Annotated in this window: 14 protein-coding genes; 4 read left to right on the top strand and 10 right to left on the bottom strand. The window is 35.9% G+C overall.

Annotated features, from left to right (window positions below; translation table 11 throughout):
- Positions 1–176 precede the first annotated feature (176 nt).
- From Q9Q97_RS09270 to Q9Q97_RS09260, 3 genes are all read left to right on the top strand, one after another.
- Positions 177–1,166 carry an FAD:protein FMN transferase gene (locus Q9Q97_RS09270; RefSeq protein ID WP_306156312.1) on the top strand — a complete coding sequence of 330 codons (990 nt, stop codon included), beginning with the start codon at positions 177–179 and terminating at the stop codon, positions 1,164–1,166.
- Positions 1,167–1,453: 287 nt separating this feature from the next.
- Entirely contained in the window at positions 1,454–3,847 is a 2,394-nt protein-coding gene (locus Q9Q97_RS09265) for a TonB-dependent receptor plug domain-containing protein (RefSeq protein WP_306156311.1), read from the top strand.
- A gap of 37 nt (positions 3,848–3,884) precedes the next feature.
- The gene (locus Q9Q97_RS09260) at positions 3,885–5,219 is read left to right on the top strand and encodes a hypothetical protein (RefSeq protein ID WP_306156310.1); all 1,335 of its coding nucleotides are present in this window, start codon (positions 3,885–3,887) and stop codon (positions 5,217–5,219) included.
- Positions 5,220–5,487: 268 nt separating this feature from the next.
- Here the strand turns inward: Q9Q97_RS09260 and Q9Q97_RS09255 are convergent, their stop codons facing one another.
- Positions 5,488–6,363, bottom strand: a complete 876-nt coding sequence (locus Q9Q97_RS09255) for an NAD(P)H-binding protein (RefSeq protein ID WP_306156309.1) — start codon at positions 6,361–6,363, stop codon at positions 5,488–5,490.
- 81 nt (positions 6,364–6,444) lie between these two features.
- On the opposite strand from Q9Q97_RS09255, the gene Q9Q97_RS09250 reads away from it, so the two are divergent.
- The gene (locus tag Q9Q97_RS09250) at positions 6,445–6,810 is read left to right on the top strand and encodes a helix-turn-helix domain-containing protein (RefSeq protein ID WP_125721855.1); all 366 of its coding nucleotides are present in this window, start codon (positions 6,445–6,447) and stop codon (positions 6,808–6,810) included.
- 299 nt (positions 6,811–7,109) lie between these two features.
- Here Q9Q97_RS09250 and Q9Q97_RS09245 read toward each other — a convergent pair whose 3' ends face one another.
- The 9 genes from Q9Q97_RS09245 to Q9Q97_RS09205 form a co-directional block, all read right to left on the bottom strand.
- Positions 7,110–8,003: a M20/M25/M40 family metallo-hydrolase gene (locus tag Q9Q97_RS09245; RefSeq protein WP_306156308.1), complete on the bottom strand. Its 894-nt coding sequence runs from the start codon at positions 8,001–8,003 to the stop codon at positions 7,110–7,112.
- Positions 8,004–8,336: 333 nt separating this feature from the next.
- Positions 8,337–9,389 carry an exo-alpha-sialidase gene (locus tag Q9Q97_RS09240; RefSeq protein WP_306156307.1) on the bottom strand — a complete coding sequence of 351 codons (1,053 nt, stop codon included), beginning with the start codon at positions 9,387–9,389 and terminating at the stop codon, positions 8,337–8,339.
- A 230-nt stretch (positions 9,390–9,619) separates the two neighbouring features.
- Positions 9,620–11,206, bottom strand: coding sequence for a SusD/RagB family nutrient-binding outer membrane lipoprotein (locus tag Q9Q97_RS09235; RefSeq protein WP_306156306.1), 1,587 nt, complete (start codon positions 11,204–11,206; stop codon positions 9,620–9,622).
- 16 nt (positions 11,207–11,222) lie between these two features.
- Positions 11,223–14,309, bottom strand: coding sequence for a SusC/RagA family TonB-linked outer membrane protein (locus tag Q9Q97_RS09230; protein ID WP_306156305.1), 3,087 nt, complete (start codon positions 14,307–14,309; stop codon positions 11,223–11,225).
- Positions 14,310–14,572: 263 nt separating this feature from the next.
- Positions 14,573–17,233: a glycoside hydrolase family 3 N-terminal domain-containing protein gene (locus Q9Q97_RS09225; protein ID WP_306156304.1), complete on the bottom strand. Its 2,661-nt coding sequence runs from the start codon at positions 17,231–17,233 to the stop codon at positions 14,573–14,575.
- Positions 17,234–17,246: 13 nt separating this feature from the next.
- A complete protein-coding gene (locus Q9Q97_RS09220) occupies positions 17,247–19,490 on the bottom strand; it encodes a GH92 family glycosyl hydrolase (RefSeq protein WP_306156303.1) in 2,244 nt (747 codons plus the stop codon).
- Positions 19,491–19,501: 11 nt separating this feature from the next.
- Positions 19,502–20,986 carry an alpha-L-fucosidase gene (locus Q9Q97_RS09215; protein ID WP_306156302.1) on the bottom strand — a complete coding sequence of 495 codons (1,485 nt, stop codon included), beginning with the start codon at positions 20,984–20,986 and terminating at the stop codon, positions 19,502–19,504.
- A gap of 55 nt (positions 20,987–21,041) precedes the next feature.
- Positions 21,042–22,892, bottom strand: coding sequence for a beta-galactosidase family protein (locus Q9Q97_RS09210; RefSeq protein ID WP_306156301.1), 1,851 nt, complete (start codon positions 22,890–22,892; stop codon positions 21,042–21,044).
- Between the two features lie 19 nt (positions 22,893–22,911).
- Positions 22,912–25,224, bottom strand: a complete 2,313-nt coding sequence (locus Q9Q97_RS09205) for a beta-N-acetylhexosaminidase (protein ID WP_306156300.1) — start codon at positions 25,222–25,224, stop codon at positions 22,912–22,914.
- Positions 25,225–25,457 lie beyond the last annotated feature (233 nt).

Raw genomic sequence — 25,457 nt, 5'->3', positions numbered from 1 at the left:
GATTTAAAAAGATTTTAGCAGAAAGCGCAGATTTATTCTTTTAAATCATTTTAATTAAATAAAAAAAATCTATCAAATCTGCTTAAATCATTAAAAATCTGCGTGAAACAAAAAATCTACTCAATCCGTATCTTTACGAAGTAAACCCGATACATATGTATTCCCATCAATTTTCTATGCATAAAATATCATATAAATTCTTGCTTCTATATACTATTCTTTGTTGCTTTTCAGCACATTCTCAAGTATTGCGAAAAAGAACAACGCTTCTTATGGGCGGACGTTTTGACATTAGTATTGTCGATAAAGACTCGCTTTCGGCTGAACAGAATATTGATATTGTTATTGGCGAAATTACGCGAATTGAAAACTTAATCTCCGATTGGAAATCCGATTCTCAGGTTTCTGAAGTCAATCAGAATGCGGGAATTAAACCGATAAAAGTGGACAAAGAAGTTTTCGAATTGACGCAAAGGGCAATTAAATTTTCTGAAATAACCAACGGCGGATTTGATATTAGTTTTGCTGCCTTAGATCGCATCTGGAAATTTGACGGTTCCATGACCGAAATGCCTTCGGCGGAAGCCATAAAAAAATCGGTAGAAAAAGTGGGCTACAAAAACATCATTTTAGACAGTACAGCATCAACTATTTTCTTGAAGTTAAAGGGAATGAAAATTGGTTTTGGCGCTCTAGGTGAAGGTTACGCAACTGATAAATGTCGTGCCATGATGATTGCAAAAGGAGTTCAGGCGGGAATTATAAACGGTTCTGGAGACATGAGCACTTGGGGAAAACAGCCTAACGGAAAAGATTGGAAAATCGGAATTACGAATCCGTTTAAACCAGAGAAGATTTTAGCTGCTGTTCCGCTTAAAGAGGGCGCTGTCACTACTTCGGGCAGTTATGAAAAGTTTGTGGTTTTTAACGGAAAACGTTATTCGCACATTATAAATCCTGCAACGGGTTATCCCGCAACGGGTTTGTGCAGTGTAACGGTTTTTGGTCCAAATGCCGAAACCGCTAATGGATTGAGCACTTCTATGATGGTTCTAGGCCAGAAAGAAGGTTTGCTTTTACTTCAAAAATTTCCTGATTACAGTTGTGTAATGATTACTGATAAAGGGAAAGTTATTAAGTCTAAGAATTTTGCTTATAAATTGTAGATTGATTTAACCGCAAAGTTTGCAAAGATTTACGCAAAGTTCGCAAAGTTTTTTTGATAAAGCTTTGCGAACTTTGCGCTTTTAAAAGTTACTCTAAAATTCTTGCGCTCTTTGCGGTTAAAAACTATAAACATAAATAGTCTTACTTGACCTATATGGTTTCAAAAAATTAACATTAAAAAAACATTAGAATCCTCCATGCAATTCTAATAATCTTCTAATTGCTTTATTTAGATTAAATTTAAATTATCATATAAGTTTGCGGCACCTTTATATGCAGACTCAATATGAGAACAACTTTACTTCTATTTTTATTTACTATTTCAGCTTGGTCGCAATCTGGAAATCTTACTGGAAAAGTCACTTTTGGAACCGATGAATTAGCTTATGGTTCTACTGTAATTATCAAAGGAACCCAAAAATATGCTATTGTAAATGATTTTGGACGTTATGAATTCAAAGGATTAAAGTATGGCGAGTACATTTTAGAAACTTCTTCTATGGAAGGCCAAACAAGAATTACCAAAATTAATGTGAATAAACCCAATACCGAATTCAACATTTCATTAGATAGAAATGCTCCTAAAGATTTACAAGAAGTTGTAATTAAGAAGTCTTCTATCAGAAAAGAAATAATGGAAAAAGGTTTTGCTGTAAACGTAATTGAAACACAGGAAGCAGCACAAAGAAATCTGCAAACCAACGATTTATTGGATCGTTCTGGTGGCGTAAGGATTAGACAGAATGGAGGTCTAGGCTCTAGTGTTACCTACAACATTAATGGAATGTCTGGAAATGCCATACGCATCTTTATTGATGGAATTCCGATTCAGACTTATGGGGCATCATTTAGCTTAAATAGCATTCCACCCGCTTTAATTGAAAGAATTGAAGTATACAAAGGTGTAGTTCCTGGGTATTTAGCAGATGATTCGCTAGGAGGAGCTATTAACGTTATTCTTAAAAAGGGATCTAAAAATATGATTGCTGCGTCTGTTTCTTATGGTTCTTTTAATACGATACAATCCAATTTCAGTACGACTTACAGAGACAAATCTGGCTTTACTGTTAAAGCAAACGGATTCCAAAACTATTCTGATAATGATTATGAAGTCTGGGGAAGATTCGTCTATAACATTCTGCCAAACGGACGTTACGATTACATACGAGCAAAACGATTCGAAAGTATGTACAGATCGTATGGAGGAAGACTCGAAGCAGGTTTTACAGATGTAAAATGGGCCGATAATTTTTCGATCAGCTATAATGGTTCTGAAGATTACAACCAGATTCAGCACGGACAATATATGACCAAACCTTACAAAGGGCGCTTTAGCGAATCTGCTGCCAATGTTTTCAGCATCAATTATAATAAAAAAGATTTCTTGATTAAAAAACTTGATTTCTCTTTAATTTCTGTTTACAGCCACAGAAATGACGTAATCAATGACACCGTAAAATGGAATTATAATTGGGATGGCGAAAAAGCGCTGGGTCTTTATGGCGAGCCTACCACAACAACTCAAGGAGCACAACAGGGAGCGCCAACAATATTGCATCAAAGATCAGATATTTTTAATACACGAGCTGGTTTAACATACACTATTACCGACAACCATAAAGTTTTGGTAAATAATATGTTCTATAGCGTGGACCGAAATGATTTGGATGAAATGTTGCCAGAATTGGTTCGTAATTTTTTAGCTACACGCGATTTAGAAAAAAATGTTTTTTCAGCTTCGTACGAAATGCAGGCTTTCAAATCTCGCTTAAAAGCCAATCTTTTTCTAAAAAATTACGCTTTAAAAACAGAACAGGTTACTCCTAGATTAGTGAATCAAAATGGTCAGAGTAATCTAGTATTTGAAGCCGATTCAAGAAATACCAATTTTACTGGTTATGGTTTTGCGGGTTCTTATTCTTTTTTACAAAAGGCAATGTTAATGCTTTCTGCCGAAAGAGCTATTCGATTGCCTAACGAAAATGAAATTTTTGGACTACCAGGCGAGAATGTTCTAAGCAATCCTAATTTAGGTCCTGAGCAAAGTGAAAATCTTAACGTGGGTTTAAGATTAGGTCCGTATCTAATCAATCATCATAAATTTTCATTTTACGGAAATGCTTTTTGGAGAAATATCCAAGATAAAATTGTTCGCCAAATTAGTGATCGTGTTAATGAGGCTGTTCAAGCAACGCCTTTTATTAATTTAGGAAGATCTCAATCTGTTGGTTTTGAAACTTCTGTTCAATATTCGTTTAAAGATAAATTATTTGCCGGTGTCAATCTTTCTAAATTCAATTCGGTTTATAAACAGAAATATGACGCTAACGGAAATCTGCTTTCTTATTATAACAAGCAATTGCCAAATGAGCCTTTCTTTAATATAAATGGAAATCTGCAATACAATTTCAAAAATTTAATTCAAAGCAAATCAGAACTTAACCTCTATTACTATTGTGGCTATGTAGCACCTTTCTATACTTCTTGGCTTGAGATTGATAGAACTACAGCTCAATTTCCGCAGGATTTAGGTTTAAGCTATGCATTTCCAAACAAACAATTTATAGTAAGCTTTGATGCTAAAAATATTTTTGACGAGCAGGTTTATGACAATTTTGCTGCTCAAAAACCTGGAAGAGCTTTTTATATCAAGCTAAATTACACGATCAGTAAATTTTAATCACATTATAAATAACTAATTTTTTAAATCCATAAATATGAAAAAGAACAACTTTAAACTATTTACCTCTGGTTTATTACTAGGTGCATTAGCGCTGACTGCATCATGTAGTAGTGATGATAACAAAAATGAAAATGCAGAACCAGTTAATCCAATAACAGACGGAAGATGGATTACTGTAGCAGGAGCTTTGATGCAAACAGATCCAGGTGATGGAAACGGTGGAACTAGAGTTTACGCTATTAGTAAAGAAAATGCAATTGACCCTAACTTCTCTGTAAATGTTTACGATCAGGGAGTTGCTGTTCAATCGAATAGAACGGCTCGTTTACAGTCTTCTGTAGATGGAAACACACTTTTCAATATTACGTATACCGGTGCAAATGGTGGAGAATTTATGACGTACCAAGTTACTGGAGGAAATAAATTTATTGAATCTAATGCAAAAGTAAATATTTCTCAATATGCTGGAACTTCTCCAAGATGGGTAAAACTTTTTGACGGAGATAAAACGGGTGTGGCTGTAAACGTAAGTACTCCAATAGTAAATACAAATGAAGACAAGACCTATAAAAATACAAGAGGAAAAGCTACAGTACTGTCTTTAGACATGAAGCAAACTCTAATTTCTGCATTCAAACAATATGAAATTCCGTTAAGCGCTGAAGAAGAAGCACAAGGACACCATATTTTCCGTCTAGATGCTCCAACTTTAAATAAAGCAGGAAACAAATTAATCATTGGAACTTGGATGCGTAAAACAGATCCTGCAACAGGACAAAATGCATCTTCTTTCACTCGTTTAGGTTCAAAATCTGTTGTTGTTGATTACCCTTCGTTAGAAAATCCAAAAGTTATTACTTCGACTGTAGGTTTTGGAGATACAAGCGGATACAGAAGTTTCAACAGTTTTGTGGCTACAGATGGTAATATTTACCAAGCAACACAAAGAGATGCTCAAAAAGGTTCTTACATCTTAAAAATCAACCAAAACAACGAATATGACAATTCTTATGTATTTAGTTTAGATACAGCTTTAGGAGTTAAAGGAAGTTATATCGATGCTTGGAGATATGCTGGAAACGGAATTGCGTATGCGGTATATACTTTTGAGGGAACTGAACAAGGTTATCTAGCTAGATTAGACTTAAATGCAAAAACTGCTACAAAAGTTGAAGGAATTGATTATGATGCTGATTTAAATTTCGGACAATACCAAGGTTTTGTTGTTGATGGAAACAACTTCTACATCGCTGTAACACCAGTTGGAAAAGATGGTAACATTTATGTAATTGATATTCCTTCTGGAAAAGTTACTAAAGGTGCTAAATTGCTAAACAAACCAGGAAACCACTACATTGGGGTATTCTAAAAAATAAAAGGTTGTGAATAACAATCTCTAAGATTTCATTCACTTGAGTTTTTTTTTAATCGAACATTCCGCTTCTATTTATAGCAAGCGGAATGTTTTTTTTATTAAAATAGTTTTTAAGTTAAACACATAGAAACATAGACTTTTTATGTCAAAATATGCGAAGGAAACAAATAATTTAATAGTCTGCTATGTGCATTTAAATAAGTGAAACGCCTTTTTCAAGTATGCAAAACTATGTTTCTATGTGTTTAAAATATTTAAAGCACTAGAATTTTGAAGCGAATTCTTTTGCAAAATCTTCCAATTTGATTTTACCATTTGCCTTTCCATCATTGTTTAAGAAATCTGCAGCTATGGTTTCGTTTCTTAAGCCCGTTCCCATTTCGGTATACAAACCAGCCATTTCTTCTGGAACGCCAGCTTGCGTCATTCCACCGAAATATTGTTCGTCTGTAAATTCAACCCACGGAAGTTCTGGTTTGCCAATGGCAGTTCCAAACGCTTTTACAATTTCTGAAGGTATTTTTACATCACTAATAATATATCGAATGTTTTTACCTTCTTGAGTTTTCTGCAATTCTTCTGCGGCAGCGGCAGCAATATCTTCTGGATGCACTAGCGGAATTTGGTTTGATGCAGGAAAATTGGCTCCCATTATCCCCGCTCCTTTTATCATCGGGATATCATTAAAGAAATTGAAATAGAAATATCCTGCTCTTAAAAAAGTGATAGAAGTGTCTAATTTCTCGTAAATCTTCTCAATATTATACAAACCTGCAATTGGTCCGTTTCCTGTTGGCAAATCGGCTCCAATACTGCTTAGCATTACTACTCTTTTAATGTTGGCGGTTTGGATTGCTTTCGCGAAAGCGGTACCAGCATCAGTCGTGTTTTGAATAATATTGACACCACCCATATTTGGAGGAGTCATCGCAAAAAGAGCATCTGCTCCAACAAAAGTTTTAGAAAGAAAATCGGGATCACTAACTGATCCTATTGCGGCTTTTGCGCCCAGATTTTCAATTGCTTCTTTTCGATCTGCATTACTGCTAATAACCGTTACGTCATGTCCTGACTGTACTAATTGTGCCGTTAATGGCTTTCCTATGTTTCCTAATGAACCTGAGATTATAATTTTCATCTTAAAATGTTTTTTTATTTAACAAGACAAAGGTATATTTGTACTTACTTTTATACAAGTACTTACCCTAAAGTATGTATTATGACCGCAATTAAAGAATCATCTACTATTCAGGAAAACAAGCAGTATGCATTGGAAAAATGTCCCGTGACTTTTGTTATGGAGAAAATTGGAGGCTACTGGAAGCCTATTATTTTATATCATTTATCGACTGGAGATAAACGTTATAGCGAATTGAAAAGAGCCATTCCTGCAGTTACAGAAAAAATGCTCATTCAACATTTAAAACAATTAGAAGCAGACGGATTGGTAATTCGTGAAGCGAAACCCGTTGTGCCTCCATTTGTAACGTATAAATTAAGCAACGCTGGAACAGGCTTGCTTCCCGTTATTGATGCGATGGCTGCATGGGCTTTTAAAGTCAAAGACGGCGTCTATACCATTTGATAGACACCGCCTTCATTTAAAAAACAAAAACTAATTAACTTAACTTGTTAAGGACGCTGATGACGCGGATTTACTTCGTAAAGACGCGGATAAAAGCGGATTTTTTTGTTTCACGCAGATTTTAAAAAATTTTTGCAGAATGCGCAGATTATTCTTAAATCATTTTAATTAAACAAAAAAAAGAATCTGTTAAATCTGCCTAGATTATTTTAAAATCTGCGTGAAACAAAAAAATAAAAATCCGCGTAAATCAGCGTCTTCGCGAATAGCGAATCCGTGTCATCCGCGTTCCATCCAATTTAGTTTTGCTTAATAAAAACCAAATCCTGATCGTAATTTGCGATTGCTGTTAATGCATTAAAAATATATTTTGAGACTAATGCACCGCCTTCAAAATTGATTAAATCAATATCATCTTCGGGTGTGTGATATTGCGGATGTCCGCCTGTGTGAAAACCAACCGCCGAAATAGATTCTTTATAAAAAGAAACATGATCGGAACCTCCCACGTCGCCTGCGTGTATAACTGGATTTAATCCGCTGTTTATTTGGAGTTTTTTCATTAATTCTACTCCGTTAGGAAAAGTTCCCGCACCGCCCATGTAAAGCTCTTTTTTATCGTTTAATCTTCCGACCATATCCATATTCAGCATTACTTTTACAGCTTCTTTGGCAACTGGAAGATGATTTACGAAATATTTTGAACCTATTAATCCTTCTTCTTCTCCGCTGAACGAAATAAAAATGATGCTTCGTTTTGGTTTTACTTCCATTTTAGAAACTTCTTCTAAAATGCACAGCAAAGCCGAAACTCCTGAAGCGTTATCATCTGCTCCGTTATGAATTGCAAAAGCTTCTTTCTTCTTGCTTCCCGAACCTTGTCCGCCCCAACCCCAGTGATCGTAATGCGCACCGATTACGATGTATTCGTTTTTTAATTTCGGATCTGAACCTTCGACATAACCCACAACATTTTGAGTTGTCACGCTATCCGATTTCATTTTATTGATTCCTTCTTTTACAAAAACTTTGAAAGGCTGGTAATAGGAGTTTCTAAACTCTTTCAAACCATATTTTTTGAAATGCTTCTGAATGTAAGTCGCCGCTTTATTGTTTTGCTTAGTTCCAGGAAAACGGCCTTCCATCTTATCAGATGATAAATATTTATCGTGTTTGTAAAACGTTTGTGCCATGTTCTGAGCGTTTGAAATAGTGCTCAAAAAGAAGAAACTGGATACAATAATAATGTTCTGTAAAATTTTCATATTCGTTATCTAAAAATTTGGGACGCGGATAAAACGGATTTACTTCGTAAAGACGCGGATTAAAACGGATTTTTTGTTTCACGCAGATTAAAAAAGATTTTAGCAGAAAGCGCAGATTTATTTTTTAAATCATTTTTAATTAAATAAAAAGAATCTGTCAGATCTGCCTAAATTATTTTAAATCTGCGTGAAACAAAAAATCCGCTCAATCAGCGTCTTCGCGATAGCGAATCTGCGTTATCAGCGTACCATTGCAAGTTGTTATAAACTAAGCTCAAAAACGGTATGTTTGATATATTTTCGATCGTAAGTATATAAAACATGTATTCTTTTATCTGTGGTTTGTATGATAGCCGGATAACTGAATTCTCCTTTTTCTTGTTTTTCGAGATCGAATAGTTTACTCCATCTTAATCCGTCTCTAGAAAATTCAACATCTAAAATATTTCTTCCGTTAAACCAATCTTTACCCATTGGTAACGGATTATTTACTAATAAAAAGGTGTTTTTATTGACGGTTAAAGCATCAATACCAGAATTAGAATTAATAACATTTATGGTATTCGTCCGAATCCAGCTTTTACCATTGTCTCCCGACCAGCTGGCAACTATTTTATTGTGTTTGCTTCGAGACAACATCTGAATATCTGTAGCGCTGTGAATTAAAAATGTCGGCTGAATGATATCAAAGTTCTGATTGTTTTCTACCGCTATTTTTTTCCAAGAATCGGTTGCTTCTGTGTATTCTTCAACATGTACGCGCCATTCGTCTATATTGACACTTTCTGTACTGCTTCCGCATAAAATTACGCCAGGTGTAGTTTCGATTGGTTTATTTCGAATTGGACCTAAAATTCCGTCTGGAAGATATTTCGGTTCTCCCCAGGTTGTTCCGTTATCTTTCGAAACAATCATAGCGCCAAACCATTCTCTCGGATTTTTTCCAATTTTATAAAACAAATACAAATTCTGGCTTTTGCTTTTAAACAAAACCGGATTCCAGCATGGAAGCGTGTCTCCGTTTTTAATCAACGGCCGAATGAGGTTTATAGGTGCCGACCACTTTTTGTCTTTATAAGCCGAAATGTAAATTCCGACATCTTTTGCACCTTCATATTTTCCGCCAAACCAAGCTGCTAAAATTTCGTTCGGTTTGTATTCTACCAATGTCGATGCATGGCTTGCTGCTGTAACAGGCGGATCTGCAATATAACTGCTTTCTATATTTACGGCTTTCATTTGTGCATTTATTGCATTATTTGAAAATAAAAATGCTGCAAAAATGATAGCGGTAGTTTTTAATTTGAAATTCATTATTTATTTTTTTTATGCGTTCGTTAAAATCTTTTGACGCGGATTAAACGGATTTACTTCGTAAAAACGCAGATAAAAACGGATTTATATTTTTAGTATTAATTAGTTACCAAGAAACTCAGAAGCTTAGAGCCTTTGCACCTTAGAAACTTAATTATAAAACAAAAGGAGAGTTACCTCTCCTTCTGCTCAAGTAACAAATCTTTTGATCTTTTACTTTACCAAATTAATTATTTTGTGTCCCACCAAAGTCTTGTTCCACCTGAATCTGGACCTCCTAATTTAGAAACTCCGTCTTCTACAGCCGCTTTGTTTGATGAGTACTCATTTGTAGTGTAAATAATTCTTTTCATCAAAGATTTACCAACTCCAGCATCTGGGTTATCAGTATTTAAAGCTGGATAGATAACTTTAGCATCGCTTCTTCTTAAATCTGCCCAAGCTTCCCAAGATTCTGGGAAAATTGCTAAGTATTTTTGAACTGCAATCTGAGTTCTCTGATCAGCAGTAGATGCAGACCATGCAACTGGCAATTTAACTGGAATATCTTGTAAGTCTAATGTTGGATATACTGTTAAGATGTTTGGCAATGTTGGCAAACTTGTTCCGTTGATGTAAGCATTAACTACAGCAGTATCTGTGAATCCCCATTGTGCAAGAGATAATCTAATTCCTGTTTCGTATAATGTTTTTGCATCTCCACCCATGTTCCATCCATTTAAAGCTCCTTCTGCTCTACTCAAGTAGTTTTCAGAGGCCATAAAGATTTCGATGTTTTTAGTTTCGCTACGTGTATTATTTGGACCATTCCCTAATTCGTCATTATTAAATTTAGAAAATTCAGTAGTTCCAAATTGATCTTCTAAACCTCCAACTGGGTTTCCTCTATATACTCCTGATGCGATTGGGGCAAACCATTTTGATAAACGTGGATCTTGGTATCCTACTAAGATACTTTCCATAGAAGAAGTCATTACATAACCCCAGCTATTTACAATCATGTTTAAGTTGTTTGGAGTAATATTACTTGCTTTAAAGAATGCACTCTGATCGTTTGTTTGCATAACTCCGGCAGCTACAGCAGCTTCAGCCTGAGTTTTTGCAGTTGTAGGTTCTTTATCAGAAATTCTTAAAGCCAAACGTAATCTCATACTGTTTCCAAAGATTCTCCATTTGTCAACACTTCCTGCGTATACTCTATCGTTTGGGGCAAGAGAGGCAACTGAAGTTGCAGAAGTAGAACTTAATGTAGCATTTGCTTCGTCTAATAATTTAAAGAAGTCTGCATAAATAAACTCTACGCTGTCGTAAGGAACTTTTTCTTTTCCGTTACCAGCTTCAGTGTAAGGAAGTGGTCCGTAAGCATCAACCATTTGGTTGTACATAAAAACTTTCCAGATTTTTAATACCGCAGTAGCTTCTGCATTTCCTTCAGATGCTTTAAAAGCATTTGTTAGAGCTGGAGCTGCAACCGTGTAAAATCTTGTCCATCCTCTACCTTCGTATCCGTTTACGAAAGCATTTCTTTCTGTACCGTATCCACAGTTTAAGTAGTGGATAAATGTTGATGATAAAATACCTGTTGCAATACCCCAAGTACCTTGATCATCTACACCTGGTGACGAATAAGAACCGTTGTGGATACCTGCATATAGTGCAGATGCAAATGCAGGACCTGCTAAAGTAGCATCCAACTGATCTTCAGTCAATGAATTAGGATCTTTGTTTATTTCGTCGAAGTCCTTTGTACAGCTAGAAAAAGTAGATAGCATCGCTACAGCAATTCCTAGTGTTTTTATTTTAAAACTATATTTCATGATATCTCTTTTTTAATTAAAATCCGAATTTAACATTAACTCCATAATCTCTCGTTGAAGGAATGTTGAAAGATTCTATCCCTTGTAAGTTTCCTGTACCTGCTCCAGCTTCTGGATCAAAGTGTTCTGCTTTGTTTAAGAAGAAGAACAAGTTTCTACCTACTAATGAGAAATCGATGCTTGTAAATCCTGAGTTACCTAATAATTTTTTTGGCATTGAATAACCAAAAACAAGCTCTCTTAATCTGATGTTTGTAGCATCATAAACGAATGGCTCTGCGATTGGAGTTCTTTGTCCGATTGCTGTCCAGTATTGTTCAGCATTGATGCTTGCTGTGTTTGGAGAGTAAGTTCCGTTTCCGTTATCTACTACACCATCAACAATGATTCCACCATTTCTTCCTGCTAACGTAATATCGCTTACCCCTAAACCAGCTTGTCTAGCTTGAGTGTATGAAATAACTTCACCACCGATTCTGAAATCAACTAAGAAGCTTAAAGAGAAATCTTTGTATTTAAAGTTGTTTTTGAAACCTGCAGTCCAATCTGGGTTAAAGTTACCAGCACGAACATCAAAACCATTTGTAGCTAATGGAATACCTGCACTGTTTACAATGATTTGTCCAGCTTCGTTTCTTTGGAAACCTTTGATGTATAAATCACCGTACTCACCACCTTGAACAACTTTACTTCTTACTAAACGTCCTTCACCAATTACTAATTCATCACGTCCTTCAAAGATAGATTTAACTTTTGACTTATAAGAAGCGTAGTTTGCTGTAATATCCCAAGAGAAGTTTTCTGTTTGAATTGGAGTTGCAGAAAGCGTTAACTCAATACCTTTATTTTCAATATCTCCACCGTTTACGATTGCTCTAGAATATCCAGAAGACTCAGGAGTGTTGATGTAAAAAATTTGGTTATTTGTTAATGTTTTAAAGTAAGTGAAATCTAAACCTAAACGGTTGTTGAAGAATCTAACATCAGCACCAAACTCATTAGAAGAAGAAATCTCTGGCTTCAAGTTTGGATTTGCTTTTGTATTTTGTCCGTATAACATACCACCGTTACCTCCGATGTATGAGAATCTTTGCTGTGTCTGATAAGGATCTGTATCGTTACCAACTTCTGCGTAAGAAGCTCTAAGTTTTGCAAAACTGATTACTTCTGGCAATGTAAACATATCAGAAAGTACAGCAGAAAGTCCGAAAGATGGGTAGAAATAATCTTGTGGCAATGTAGAAGACCAGTCATTTCTAGCTGTTAAATCTAAGAATAAGTAGTTTCTGAAACCAATTTGACCAAATCCGTAGATAGAGTTAATTCTTTTTTCTGAAGCTGTAGAAGTAGATTGAACAGTTTGTACGTTTGACAATGCGAAGAAGTTTCTTTTACTTAAAACACCGCCAGAGTTTAAAGCTGAACTGTTTTGTTGCAATGAACTTGCTCCTCCATTAAGACCAATAGAGAAATCTCCAAATTTTTCGCTGTAAGAAAGTAAAGCATCAATGTTTAGTTCGCTCACCGTTTCATAAGATTCGCTGTAAGAACCCATGTTGCTGTTAAATGCATTTGTAGCATATCTGTTTCTTACGTTTTTGTTTGTCATTTGGTCTAAACCAGCTCTACCTTGTAAGCTTAACGTTTTTGTAAACTCATATTTAAGAGAAGCTAAACCAATAAATCTATTTCTTTTGTCTGTACGAGCATCGTCACGTAAAGCAGACCAGAATGGGTTTCCACCTGGAGCTCCAGTTTCGTCTAAGAAATAGTTTACTTGTCTTTGTCCTGCAGCATCAAAGAATTCGAAATCTTTGTAATCGTTATAAGCGATACTACGAGGCAATAAGTAAGCAGATGTTCCGATAGATTCTTCACCTGTTCTTAACAAGTTATCGATGTCTTGAACGATGTAGTTTGTTTTTACATCCAAAGATAATTTATCAGAAATTTTGCTTGTCAATCTTAAGTTAAGATTGTGTCTGTCCATTTGGTTTCCTCCAACAATACCTTCAGCACGTGTGTTAGTATAAGAGAAATAACCTTGCGCTTTTTCGTTACCAGCAGTTACTGTTAATGTATTAGCTAAGTTATAACCTGTTTTGTAGAAATCAATAACGTTGTTTGGCTGTGCAATATAACTTTGAGTCGCTGGCCCAGCATAATTTGGGTTACGAACCAACTGCCATGCAGAAACCTGACGTCCGTCTAGAGGTGCACCCCAGCTTGAACTTGAGTTAGAAACATAAGCTCCATTTGTACCTTGACCGTACTCATTTTGCAAGTTCATCAAATTATAAGCAGAAGATGCCATAAAGTTAGATGATAATGTAACTGAAGTTTTTCCAGATTTACCCGATTTAGTTGTAATTACGATTACACCATTTGATGCTCTAGAACCGTAAAGAGCCGCAGCAGATGGTCCTTTAAGAACAGTCATCGACGCAATATCTTCTGGGTTAATGTTAGAAATACCATCTGGCTGTGTAGTACCTCCTGTATCAATATCAGGATTACCAGTAGTTGTACCATTACTAATTGGCACACCGTCTACTACATATAATGGCTGGTTGTTTCCGTTAAGAGATCTGTTACCTCTTAAAGTAATTCTAGAAGAAGAACCAACACCATTTGAGGTTGTAGAGAAGTTAAGACCCGCTACTTTACCAGAAAGTGAGTTCGCAACGTTTAATGATCTTGCTTCAGAAAGCTCGTCTACAGAAACGTTCTGTGCAGAATACGTAATTGCTTTTTTCTCTCTTTTAATACCAAGAGCTGTAACAACTACCTCTCCTAACTGCTGTGTATCTGGGCCTAAAGATACATTAATTGTAGTTTGTGATCCAACAGCAACTTCTTTTGTAGCAGATCCTACATAGGTAAAAACTAAAACTGCTGATTGATTTGGAACACTAATCGCATACTTACCGTCAAAATCGGTAGAAGCACTTGTTTTAGTTCCTTTAACAATAATATTTGCTCCAGGAATTGGAATCCCAGTTTGAGCATCTGTTATCGTTCCTTTTACTGTAGTCTGCGCTTCTAGGCTTTGGAAACCAAAAAGGCATATGACCAACAGTAATTTTAGTACGCTTTTAATCATATTAGTTGTTTTTTTAGAGTTAATAACATGTTAAACTTAAGAATACATTTTGTTAACGAATCAAAATTTCGACAAATGACAATTTTGAAAAGGTGTTGGTGAATCTTTAGTCCAAAAATGAAAGAAAACGTTTTCATTTGTAATCCTAGTCTTGTTTATTTACAAGGCCTAAACCCCAAATAATTTAGAGATTTAAGCCTTTTATAATTGTATTCATTTTTTTAAAGCAAAAACGCCGAAATATCTTCGGCGTTTTCGGGTTTTTAGTTCAAAACCTTGAATTTTAATTTTAACAAATCGACCGAATTTCCGCCGACTAAAACTTCGAAATCTCCGGGCTCTACAACCTCCTTCATTTCTCTGTTCCAGAGAGATAGCTCATCCTTTGTAAGTGTAAAATCGACACGTTTGGTTTCTCCTTTTTTAATGAATAACCTTTTGAATCCTTTTAATGTTTTTTCTGGTGTTGTAACGCTGCTGTAAACATCATTTACATAAAGCTGAACAACCTCGTCTCCATCAAAATTTCCAACGTTTTTCACATCAACTGAAACTTTCAATTCACCGTCTTTTTTAATTTCTGTCGAACTAATAGCCATATTCGAATATTCAAACTTGGTAAAACTCAAACCAAAACCAAAATTGAATAACGGATTTTCGCTCTCTGCAACGTATCTGTGTATTGCAGAAGGTTTTTGGTTATAATATATAGGTAACTGCCCAACCGATTTTGGAACCGTAATTGGCAATCTTCCCGCCGGATTGTAATCTCCGAATAAAACATCAGCCACAGCTCTACCTCCACTTTCTCCTGGGAACCATCCTTCGATAATCGCTGGAATATTATCAGCAATCCAGTTTGTAGATAACGGACGTCCGTTTAATAACACACAAACTACAGGAGTTCCTGTTTTCTGAATCGCTTCAATCAGTTCTTGCTGTATACCGTGTAAATTCAAATCAGCAACATCACGGTTTTCTTCTACCAATTCGTTAGATTCTCCTAAAACTACAATCGCAACATCTGCTTTTTTAGCGGCTTCAATCGCTGGCTGCATGTTTACTTTTTCTAAGTTCCAACGCAAGTGAGCTCTGGCTCCCCAGCCTCCTTCCCACATTTCAATGCGGACTTTGTATTTCTTACCAGCTTCAATATTTTTTGGAGTGGTTACAATGCTTGTCGCTCCTTTTGTCCAGTTGTCAACAACCAATACATCATCAACCCACATTCTGATTCCGTCATCAGAACTTAAACCTAACCAACCGTCAAATGATTTATCTGATTGAATATAACCTGTCCAACGAATAGAGAAATCATCCACATTCACACCATCACCAGGAGCCCAAGGCCAGTCAAATTCTAATTGGCTGTCAATACGAGTTAAAGCTGGAGTTCCTTCTAAATTTCTGTTATTGAAATATTCCCCTTTTAATCCGTTTTGAGATCCGTCAGAAGTAAATAAATATTTAGATGGAATTGCTTGTCCTTTTACAATCAGCGGCACACCTTCTTCGTAAACCACATTTGCTGTTTTTCCAACTACTTGCTGAATACCTTCAAAAACGGTTGTTCCAACACTATTTTTAGGAGAATAACCTCCCAATCTTGACGCATTGGCGTTTGGTCCGATAACCGCGATGTTTTTAAGATCTTTTTTCAATGGAAGAAGATTGTTTTCATTCTTCAATAAAATCATCGATTTTTGAGCCGCTTCTAAAGCAACAGCCTGATTTTCTTTGGTATGAAAACGCTCTTTAATTAAGTTTTTATCTGTAAACGGATTTTCAAATAATCCTAATAAGAATTTCAAACGTAAAACTCCACCTGCAGCACGATTGATGTTTTCTTCAGTTAATTTTTTCTCATTAACCAATTCGATAATGGTATTCTGCCAGAATTCGTTTGAAAAATCATAAAACTGCATATCAACACCAGAAGAAACTGCTTCTCTAATAGCATCTTTTGGAGAATCAGCCACTTTATGAGTGGTCTGAATGTATTTAATAGCTCCTAAATCAGAAACTACAATTCCTTTAAAACCCCATTCTTTTCTCAAAACATCTGTCAATAACCAATGATTTGCCGCGCATGGAATTCCGTCTAACTCAGAATACGCACACATTGTTCCCAATGCACCGCCTTTTGTAAACGCTTTTCTAAAAGAAGGCAAATGATCTTCACGAGCCGAACGTTCTCCTACCAAAATTGGAGAAGAATTTCCTCCCGCTTGTGGAATACCATGAACTGCAAAGTGTTTAGGCTCTGCAATAATAGAACGATCCGATTTTAAATCGTCTCCTTGTAATCCTTTAATGAAAGCCAAACCAATTTCGCTGTTTAAGAAAGCATCTTCACCAAAAGTTTCTGCAACACGCCCCCATCTTGGCTCACGTCCTAAATCTAAGTTTGGACCAAAACCAAAGTGAACTCCATGAGCACGGGCTTCCATACCGATAACTTTACCCACTTTATCCAGAACATTTACGTCCCAAGTTGCTCCAAGTCCAATGTTCATTGGAAAAGCAGTACTTCCTTCATCTAAATATCCGTGGAGCATTTCGCACATAATAAGTGCAGGAATTCCCCAACGGTTTCCTTTAATTACGTTAGTCTGAAGATCGTTTATCATTTTCGCTGAACGCGGATAAAGATCATGAATCGCTCCAATTCCTAATTTCCCGATTTTTTCAGCTGATTTACCTTTAGCAAAATCTTCTTTTTCTTTAAAAAAATCTCCTCTGTACATATCCATCTGACGTACTTTTTCTTCAAGTGTCATACGGCTTAACAAATCCTGCACTCTCTCTTCTACTGGCAGTTTGGCATCCTGATACGGATACTTTTTCTGGGCATGGCTTTGGTTAAAAAAGCCAACAGCCATTACAAAAATAATGGCTGTTTTTCTCATTCTTAATTGTAACATAGTTGTGTGTATTTTAATTTTGAATCACTTTAAGCTTTGTTCCATTCACAAAATCATCGTGTGAAATAAAAAAAGTATTAAGTGTTTTTCCGTTTAGCTCAATCGAATTGATTTTCCCATCATTATTGACTTGTCTTTCAATTACAATGCTTTCTTTTTTATAATATCTTGGATCTAATTTAATCGTCACTCTATGAAACATTGGCGTTGTAATAGTGTAAATTGGATCTCCCGGAGATATTGGATAAATTCCCATCATCGAATACACCAACCAAGCCGACATCGTTCCGGTATCATCATTTCCTGGCAATCCTTTTGGTTCGTTTTTGAAATATTCGCGAACCAGTCTTTTTACATGATCCTGAGCTTTGTATTCTTCACCTTTCACATAATTAAACAAATACGGATTGGCAATATCTGGCTCATTCGCCATATCAAATTGCTTCATGTCGAAGATTTTCTGCAATTGTGCCGAAAATGCTTGATCGCCGCCCATTAATTTCTTTAATCCGATGATATCATGAGGAACCATGAAATTATACTGCCACGCATTTCCTTCGATAAAACCAACATTTTCTTCAAAATTGGCTCCAGAAGCAGGATCAAAAGGCTCGTACCAATCTCCGTTTGCAGTTCTTGGACGAAGTAAATTCAGATTCTTATCAAATAATTTTCTATATGATAATGATCGGTTTTTAAAACGTTTTACATTGTCTTTGTCCCCAAATTCGTTAGCCATAAGCGAAATAGCATAATCTGAAATATTGTATTCCTGAGTCGTCGAAACCGGACCTTTATTATCTGTCGTTAAATATCCTTTTTTGATATAATCTTTCAATCCTGGACGAAGCGGATTATGCTCAACCTGATCTGCGCCTTTCAACATTGCGTAATACGCTTTATTGACATCATAATCACGAATTCCTTTTAAGTAAGTATCTGTAATTACAATACTTGCAGGATCACCAACCATCGTAAAAGTTTCTGTAGAATTCAATTCCCATTTCGGTAACCAGCCGTTTTCATCAAACATGCTCAACATGCTTTTTACCATATCAGATTGCTGTTTTGGATAAACCAAAGACATCAACTGGTGCACATTTCGATACGTATCCCATAAAGAAAATACGGTATAACGTGTGCCATCGGTTTTACCAATTTTAGTTCTTTTGATTACGGGATATTCTCCGTTAATATCATTTAATGTATTAGGGTGAATTAAAGTGTGGTATAAAGCCGTATAGAAAATCGTTTTGTCATCTTTTGTACCACCTTCAACCAAAATTTTAGACAATTCTTCGTTCCATTCGTTGTAGGTTTCTTTATAAATGGCGTCAAAAGATCTGTTACCTACTTCTTTTGCTAAGTTTTCACGGGCATTTTCGATACTTACGTACGAAATTCCGATCTTCACTTCAACTGTTTCTTCTTTTTCAAATTTATAAGTAAAATAACTTCCAATACTATCACCTACAACGGTTTTGATTGTATTTTCCATTATTCTCGCTTTTCCATTGTAACCCATCCATTGCGCTTCAACGCCGTTGTATTTTGCAGGTTTTTTCCAAATCCCAAATTTATCGGCAGGTTTAGAAAATTGAGCCACAAAATAAACGGGATAAGCATCTTCTGGACTGTTGTAGCAAAACGAACCAACCGAACGCATTCCTTCAATTTCTGTCGGCGATACTACTTTTATCATCGCACCTTCTTCATTCGTTAAACCTAATCCAAGATTTAGCAAAATGTTTGATTGCCCTTTCGGGAAAGTGAATCTGCTCACCCCAGCTCGTTTTGAAGCCGTGAATTCGCCTTTTACTTTATACTTGTCGATGTTTACGCTATAATACGCCGCTTTTGCCACTTCTTTAGAATAAGTCGAACCGTATTTTAAATGATCGATTTCTACTGCTCCAGTCGTTGGCATCAATAAAATAACCCCCAATTCTGGACAGCCGACACCGCTTAAATTCACCTGACTGAATCCTGTCAAAAACGTATTTTCATTCACATATGGATTAGAAAGCCATTGGCTGTCTTTTTCCATCGGTGTACCTTTTATTCCCGCCACATTAAACGGACTAATACTTGCCATTCCGCGTGGTGCAATTGGTCCGGGAAATGCTACTCCAAAATTGGAAGTACCAATAATTGGATTGACAAAATCGGCAGGCTCCTGCGCAAAAATACTGATGCTAAAAAACAGCAGGTACAAAATACATGCTGTTTTGAATTTATTATTTGTATTTAAAACCATAGGCTTCGTTCTTATCTGTTAATCGCTTCGATTTTTAAAGTCCAAGCTTCTTTTGCAGGAAGATTGTTTCTTAAACTTTCTGGAATAGTAACGGTAAATCCGTTATCTGATTTTACCCATTTCAATGAAGTTTTAGAACCTAACATTGTAATTTTCGTTCCTTTTTTAGGGCTAATCGATTTTACTGTAACTGTTGCAGGAATTTTGTCTTCTCCTTCTTTAGCTAAATAAAAGGCAAATACATTCCCCGCTTTATTTTGTGTAAAACAAATGTTTTCTTCTTTATAAGGCTCGATTGGTTTGGTGTTGTAAATCGCTGTGCTGTTTACTTTCATCCAATCTCCGTAAGCTTGTAACAAATCATACGCCCCTTTATCCCATTCTCCTTCTGGACTTGGAGCAACGTTTAATAATAAGTTTCCGCCTTTTGCCACGATATCAATTAACATGTGAATACCTTGTCTTCCAGTCATGTAAGTAGCACCTGAAGAATAAGACCATCCGCCGCCAGCAGGAATACAAGATTCCCATGGATAAGGCAATGTTTTAGCAGGAACACGCCCTTCTGGCGTTAAGTAGTTTTGATTTTTACCGTGAACTGCTCTGTCAACTACGATTAATCCTGGTTGTTTCTGACGTGCTTTAACCACCAATTCATCCATTTTTGGATCTTGATCTACCACTCTGTGTTTGATGAAACCATTTTTAGATTCGTTTTCTGCAAACTTCTCATCGTAGTTTTCTTTGATGTTCACTTGGTCTCTTTTACGAACCCATCCTCCGTCTAACCAAAGAATATCAACTTTTCCGTAGTTAGTCAAGATTTCCATAATTTGGTTGTGCGTGAAATCAACATATTTCTGCCATTTTTCTGGATATAAAGACGGATCGTAGTTTACGTTTCTGTCGAATGGTGGAAAATAGGGATCCCAATAGTTTTCGTTATGCCAGTCTGGTTTAGAAAAATAAGCTCCAGTAGAAATTCCTTCTCCTCTAAATGAGTTGAAAATCTCTTTTAAAACATCTGCTTTTGGATTTGTGTGGAAAGGAACGTCGTTACTAGTAATTTTATAATCAGAATATTTAGTATCGTACATATTAAATCCGTCATGGTGTTTTGTCGTGAAAACCATGTATTTCATTCCCGCATATTTAGCTGCTTTAGCCCATTTTGCAGGATCAAATTTTACTGGATTAAAAGTTTTTCTTAAACCTTCATAATCTTTTATATAATCATTATAATTTGATGGATTGCTTCCTTTTTTACGCTCACACCAACCGTAATCTTCTGGACAAATAGACCAAGACTCTACAATACCCCACTGGCTGTAAGTTCCCCAGTGCATTAGCAAACCAAATTTTTTGCCTTGCCATTCATCTAAGTTTTTCAATACTAACGGGTCAGTTTCTGGTACGTATCTTTCATCTTCATATATCGCCTGCGCGAATAGCTGAGCTGAAAATAAAAGGGCGATAATGAATATTCCTCTTTTCATCTTTAATCTATTTATTAGGTTTTATTTATTCTATGTTTTTTGTTTAATAGTATTCTTAATTTAACTTTTCAAGTATCGGCTGGTCTGTAAAAGTTAATTCTGTTTTGTTATTTTCATTAAGCTGCTCAAGCACAACAACTTTATTTTCTCCTTTTTTCAACCAACAGCCTGGCACATAAAGCGTTTGCTGCGGTCCTACTTTCCAGTAGCGTCCAAGATTGTGTCCGTTAACAAATACAATTCCTTTTCCCCAATTTGTCATATCAAGAAAAGTATCGGCTGGTTTATCAATGTTTACAATAGATTCATAGATAACTGGACGTCCAGTTTTTACCTTTTCATTTTTAAGAACTGGAACTTCATTCATAGGCATTTTATACATTTCCCATCCGCCACTAATTTCATATTCATTAATAAATACTGGAGAAATGATTCCTTTCGTATTATGAACTATTTCGGCACCGTAATTAATACGCCCCATATTTTCAACTAGAATTTCTAAAATACCGTTAAAAGGAATAGTGACTTCCAACTCGTAGTTATTGAAAACTCTATTCAACTCGCCAACATTAACTCCGTTTACATAAACTGTGGCAAAGTCTCTTAATCCCTCAATTTTTAATTTGCCTGTTATTGGTTGCGTAAATCTTTTTCTATACAAAACATATCCATGTCCCTGACCCAGTTTTTCAAATGTTAAAGGCTGATCATTTACAACAGCTTTCTCCTTTTTGATCCAACTTAAAACATCCATGCTAGATTTGATAGGCTGATTAGGATATTTTGCAACTGGTATTTTCTCTGGAATCGGCGCTAATTTTGCTTTAGAATACTTTTGCATTAGATCGCGAATAGCCATAAATTTTGGTGTCGCCCAACCCGCTTCGCTAATTGGTGCATCATAATCATAGCTTGTAATATCAGGCTGAATATCTCTTTCTTCATTATAATTTGCTCCTGAAGTAAATCCGAAATTAGTACCGCCATGCACCATATAATAATTAAAAGAAACGCCTGCATCAAGGTACTTTTTAGTCTGGCTTGCAATCTCCTCAGATCCAATTTTAATAAATGGTTCTGCCCAATGATCCAACCAGCCAGAATAAAACTCTGCAACCATATAAGGTCCTTGCCCTTTATGAAATTTATCAACTTGCTTCTTTAAATTTTCAATATTCGATTCTCCATTTGCAGTTGGCAACACGCCATCAACCAAACCTCCTTCAAACAACCAAGAACCATCAGAAGTAAAAAAAGGCTCTTGAAACCCAGTTTGTTTTAGCATATTGTAAATTGCTGTTTTGTATGCTGCATGATCAGCAGCTGCAATATCTGTTCTTTGAGAAACATAAGAACCAAATTCATTTTCAACCTGAACCATAATGATAGGCCCTCCTTGGTTAGCAAATTGTCCTTTTACCTCTGCATACAAATGTTCAATATACGTTTTACAAGCGTCTAAAAATGCTTTGTTATTGGTACGAATTACTAAATCTGGATTATTTTGCAACCACCAAGGATATCCTCCAAATTCCCATTCGCCACATGCATACGGACCTGGTCTAAGAATCACATACAATCCTTCGCTTTTAGCGATACGTAAAAACTCTCCTAAATCTCTATTTTCTGTTTTAAAATCCCATACACCTGGTGCTGTTTCGTGATAATTCCAAAACACATAAGTCGCCACGGTATTCATTCCCATAGCTTTAAGCATTTGCAATCTATGTCTCCAATACTCTTTAGGAATACGCGCATAGTGCATCTCTCCAGAATGTATTTTTACAATTTTTCCGTCTTGCTTAAATTCTCCATTAGATATAGAAAATCCTTTGGTTTGTGCTGTGCTAAAAAACGGCATCAAACAAATCAATAATATCCCGAGCTTAAATAATATCTTCTTCATCTTTTATATCGCTAAATAATTAATTGATTACAATTTCATCTACAAACAACCAAGAGCTTTCTCCTTTTGGGCTTTTCTTTAAGTTGCCTCCAATTACTTTTACAAAACGTGCATTTTGTTTTTGGAAATTGATTTTGAAATCTTTCAATTCTGGAACTGCATTTACAGCATACTGACGCATAATTTTTCCTACCTGAGTATATTTAACTCCATCTGTAGAAATCAAGACTTTAACTTGAATTGGGAAATTAACTCCAGCACCTTGGCTTTCTAAAGTTCCAACTGATACTTGTTCGATGCTTTCTACTTTTTCAAGATCGATAACCAATTCCATATCGTTTACCAACCAAGCTTGCCATTGTCCATCATGGAAATTTTTGCTTCCGCGAATGGTGTTTACCATAGTATTCGCATCTCCTTTGTAATTTGAATTGTAAGGCGTTAAGTATTTTACTTTTTTAGCAAATCCTTTGTGGAAAACAATCGTATCGGTATAAGTTTTTCCGACTGGTTTGTCATCTTGAAATAAAGAAGCTTTTAAAACTGTCGTTTCTTTGATTTCAATTGGTGCAACATATTTTATCGCATGATGATCTATGCTTTTGTCTCCTAAAACGTAACGAATGTCTGGATTAGGAAATTCATTTTTCAACTCAACTTTAATTTGTTTATTGGCCAAATCAGCTGTAGAAGAAGCGGTTACCAAATAAGCGCTTTTTGCATAATTGATTCCTAAATAATCGTAACGTTTTAATAAAGAGAACAATCTTGTTGTAAAATCATTCCAATTGCGTTTTTCTTTCGGACTCCATAAAGTTTCTGATAAAGCGGCCAATCTTGGAAAAATCATGTATTCTGAATCTTTTGGCAAGGCTAAATGTTCTGCCCAAAGATTTGCTTGTCCGCCTAAAACGTGTGCTGCTTCCTGAGGTGTCATAGTCGAAACTACAGGATCAAATTTGTAAACTTCACTTAACGGATTATAAGCATCAAATGCTAAAGGTTCTTCGTTTTGCGGCCCTTGATAAAAGTTGAAATAACAAGGAGATTCTGGAGTCATAATTACATCATGACCTTGATCTGCTGCTTCGATTCCACCTTTCATTCCTCTCCAGCTCATAACCGTTGCATCTGGAGCCAAACCGCCTTCTAAAATCTCATCCCAACCGATTACTTTTTTACCTTTTGAGTTGATGTATTTTTCCATCCGTTTTACAAAATAGCTTTGTAATTCGTTGACATCTTTCAATTTCTCGTCTTTGATTCTTTTTTGGCAATGCGGACATTTTGCCCAATTGGTTTTAGTAGCTTCATCACCGCCGATATGAATGTATTTTGAAGGGAAAATCGTGATTACTTCGTCAATGACATTTTGTAAAAATTCAAAAGTGGTTTCTTTTCCAGCGCAATAAATATCGGTCAAAGGCCAAACGCCGCCTGACGGAACACCAATTCGCTGATTGAAACAAGCCAATTCTGGATAGGCTGCAATCGCACTGCTTACGTGTGCCGGCATTTCGATTTCTGGAATTACTTCGATTCCTTTTGTAGCTGCGTATTTTACGATTTCTCTTAATTCATCTTGCGTAAAAAATCCGCCGTACGTTCCTTTTTCATCAGGATTTGTAGTTAATCTTGCATTCCAAGAAACATTTTCCTGATCTACTCTCCACGCACCAACTTCTGTTAATTTTGGATATTTTTTTATTTCGATTCTCCAACCCTGATCATCAACCAAATGCATGTGCAAAACGTTCATTTTGTGCATTGCTAAACGATCAATTGTCGCCAGAACATAATTTTTATCAAAGAAATGACGAGATAAATCCAACATTAAACCTCTCCATTTAAAACGAGGTTCGTCATTAATCGTTAAACTCGGAATCTGCCATTTTGCAGAAGTAATCGCAAATTTACTTTCAATCGCTTCAGGAAGTAATTGACGAACGCTTTCTAATCCGTAAAGAAAACCAACATTTCCTTTTGCAGAAATCACAATATTCGTCGGATTTACATCTAAAACGTAAGCTTCATTTTTTAAGTTCGGATCTACTTTAAACTGAACAAAATTTCCAGCCGGAATCTTGTTCGTAATTTCTGGTTTCCATCCTGCAGCAATTTCAAATTTAGAAGCTAAAGCATTCGCTGCATCTTTTTGGAAATCACCATTTACGACAAATTTTGTGTCTTTTGTAAACTCAAAAACACCTGTTTTAATAAGAGTCTGACTCGGTTTAGGAATGATCTTTATATCACTTTCTGTGTAAACTTTCTGTGCATTCGCCGAGAAAACTGAAGTGATTAGGGTTAATAGGAATAGTAATTTTTTCATTCTTTGTTTTTTGGTTTGTCTCTTTGTGGTTCGTTTTTAAACACATAGAGACATAGTTTTTTGTTTTAGTTTGTCATCCTGAGGAACGAAGGATCACACTAGTAATTCCTCACAGTAACTCGCAAATCTTTGTAGAGTTTCTTGTGTGATCCTTCGTTCCTCAGGATGACAAAAATGCGTTTAATCTTTGGCCTTCAACGGATTAAAATCCGTTGCTACAAAATGGTTCGTTC

Source organism: Flavobacterium sp. DG2-3 (assembly GCF_030730925.1).
GTDB lineage: Bacteria > Bacteroidota > Bacteroidia > Flavobacteriales > Flavobacteriaceae > Flavobacterium.
Note: the sequence above shows the minus strand (reverse complement) of the source record. Positions and strands in the feature narration are given on the sequence as shown.

Bases quoted from the DNA above. Each gene is read 5' to 3' on its own strand.
- Q9Q97_RS09270 (WP_306156312.1), top strand. From the start codon at position 177: ATGCATAAAATATCATATAAATTCTTGCTTCTATATACTATTCTTTGT.
- Q9Q97_RS09215 (WP_306156302.1), bottom strand. From the start codon at position 20,986: ATGAAAAGAGGAATATTCATTATCGCCCTTTTATTTTCAGCTCAGCTA.
- Q9Q97_RS09265 (WP_306156311.1), top strand. From the start codon at position 1,454: ATGAGAACAACTTTACTTCTATTTTTATTTACTATTTCAGCTTGGTCG.
- Q9Q97_RS09260 (WP_306156310.1), top strand. From the start codon at position 3,885: ATGAAAAAGAACAACTTTAAACTATTTACCTCTGGTTTATTACTAGGT.
- Q9Q97_RS09230 (WP_306156305.1), bottom strand. From the start codon at position 14,309: ATGATTAAAAGCGTACTAAAATTACTGTTGGTCATATGCCTTTTTGGT.
- Q9Q97_RS09220 (WP_306156303.1), bottom strand. From the start codon at position 19,490: ATGGTTTTAAATACAAATAATAAATTCAAAACAGCATGTATTTTGTAC.
- Q9Q97_RS09205 (WP_306156300.1), bottom strand. From the start codon at position 25,224: ATGAAAAAATTACTATTCCTATTAACCCTAATCACTTCAGTTTTCTCG.
- Q9Q97_RS09210 (WP_306156301.1), bottom strand. From the start codon at position 22,892: ATGAAGAAGATATTATTTAAGCTCGGGATATTATTGATTTGTTTGATG.
- Q9Q97_RS09250 (WP_125721855.1), top strand. From the start codon at position 6,445: ATGACCGCAATTAAAGAATCATCTACTATTCAGGAAAACAAGCAGTAT.
- Q9Q97_RS09240 (WP_306156307.1), bottom strand. From the start codon at position 9,389: ATGAATTTCAAATTAAAAACTACCGCTATCATTTTTGCAGCATTTTTA.
- Q9Q97_RS09225 (WP_306156304.1), bottom strand. From the start codon at position 17,233: ATGTTACAATTAAGAATGAGAAAAACAGCCATTATTTTTGTAATGGCT.
- Q9Q97_RS09245 (WP_306156308.1), bottom strand. From the start codon at position 8,003: ATGGCACAAACGTTTTACAAACACGATAAATATTTATCATCTGATAAG.
- Q9Q97_RS09255 (WP_306156309.1), bottom strand. From the start codon at position 6,363: ATGAAAATTATAATCTCAGGTTCATTAGGAAACATAGGAAAGCCATTA.
- Q9Q97_RS09235 (WP_306156306.1), bottom strand. From the start codon at position 11,206: ATGAAATATAGTTTTAAAATAAAAACACTAGGAATTGCTGTAGCGATG.